Annotated in this window: 1 protein-coding gene; it reads left to right on the forward strand. The window is 32.2% G+C overall.

All coding sequences use genetic code 11. The features are described 5' to 3' along the window. Positions 1 to 198: 198 nt before the first annotated feature. The coding region (locus tag HU235_RS10880) for a DUF6044 family protein (protein ID WP_174880238.1) at positions 199 to 1676 on the forward strand (1478 nt) is incomplete at its 3' end.

The following is a 1676-nucleotide window of genomic DNA, read 5'->3' on the forward strand; positions in this document are numbered from 1 at the left end:
GTAGATACCTTAGCATTTTTGTTAAGGTATTTTTTTTCTGTTAAAAAGATAACAAGTGATAGAAAGCCAGTTAAAAATAATAACGAATTAAGTATTAAGGTAGAGATTCAATTATTAAGTAATTTTTAGTATGATTTCCACGATTATGCAAATGTTAAGTATAGGGTACGGGAAGATTGGAATTTAGGAGTGTAAAACTTGATCTTAAAGTATTTTAAATCGGAAAAGGCATTGATTATACTATCGTTTCTAATCATAACAATCTATTTATTACCGCTTTATGTTCTAGGTGAAAATGCGCATATACGAGTTCATGATAATTTAGATTCAAATTTAGCTTGGTATAAGGTATTAAGTCAAAGTGGACAAATGGTTGGCCCGATTGATGCAGTAGTTCCACAAATTATAAATGGATTACCTAGAAATGCTTATGGCACTGAGTTTAGCCTTATAGTTTGGTTATATGCATTGTTTCCTACTATGGTTGCATATGCATTAAGTCAAACGATCACCCGGGTTTTTGCTTTTATAGGAATGTATTTATTGTTGAAGGAGCATTTTATTAAGAATCATCATTACGTATTTATAACTGCTGGAGCTGCTCTTGCCTTTGCGTTAACTCCATTTTGGCCATCAGGTATGTTGAGTACATTAGGAATGCCACTAGCATTGTGGTCATTTTTGCATATTAGAAATGGTAGAAGGTCGTGGAAGGATTTATTAGTACTAACCTTACTTCCGTTTTACTCCAGTATTGTGTTAGGCTTTTTCTTTTTTTTATTTGCAATGGGTGTGTTTTGGGTAGTCGATTTAGTGAGAAGGAAAGCGAACTTTGCATTTTTCCTAGCAATCATTTATATGACAATGATATTTATGCTTGTGGAGTACAGACTTGTTTACTCATTTTTATTTGATGATGAACCAAACAGCCGAGATGAATATTTTCATGCTAGGCTCTCATTGTGGCGAGTTATCAGATTAACCTTCAAAAATTTTATATTAGGGCATACTCATGTTATGACTGTACACGGATTATTTATTCTAGCTGTTACCTTAATTGCTTTCTTTTTCATTATTAGAAAAAACTTATGGAAAAAAGAGCGTGCATTTATAATTTTGCTCATCCTTAATTTCGTCCTCTCAACTTGGTATGCTTTTTGGTTTTATAAAGGTTGGCTGCCATTAACGAAGAGATTCCATTTTATGGATACGTTTAATTTTGCAAGATTTCAATTTCTAAGACCACTTGTAATATATGTAGGCTTTGCACTAGGGATAAAAATACTATGGGAAAATAGTAAATCGTGGAAACCTCTTGCTGCTTTTTTCTTAATTGCACAGCTTCTCTTTTTATTTTGCTTTAATGATGAGTTTGTTTATAGAAACAAACCCTCTGTTAAGGAGTTTTATTCAACTGAACTTTTTGAGGAAATTAAATCGTATATTGGCATGCCAGTAGAGGATTATCGAGTAGCTAGTATCGGCATTCATCCTGCTATTGCTCAATATAATGGCTTCTATACACTAGATACTTACAATAACTTTTATCCATTAACATACAAATATGAATTTAGAAAAATTATTGAAAAAGAACTTAATAAAAATAAAACAATTAGAACCTATTTTGATGAGTGGGGAGGACGTTGTTATATATTCACCGCAGAGCTAGGTAAACA

This window comes from Metabacillus niabensis (assembly GCF_902829255.1).
Lineage (GTDB): Bacteria > Bacillota > Bacilli > Bacillales > Bacillaceae > Metabacillus > Metabacillus niabensis.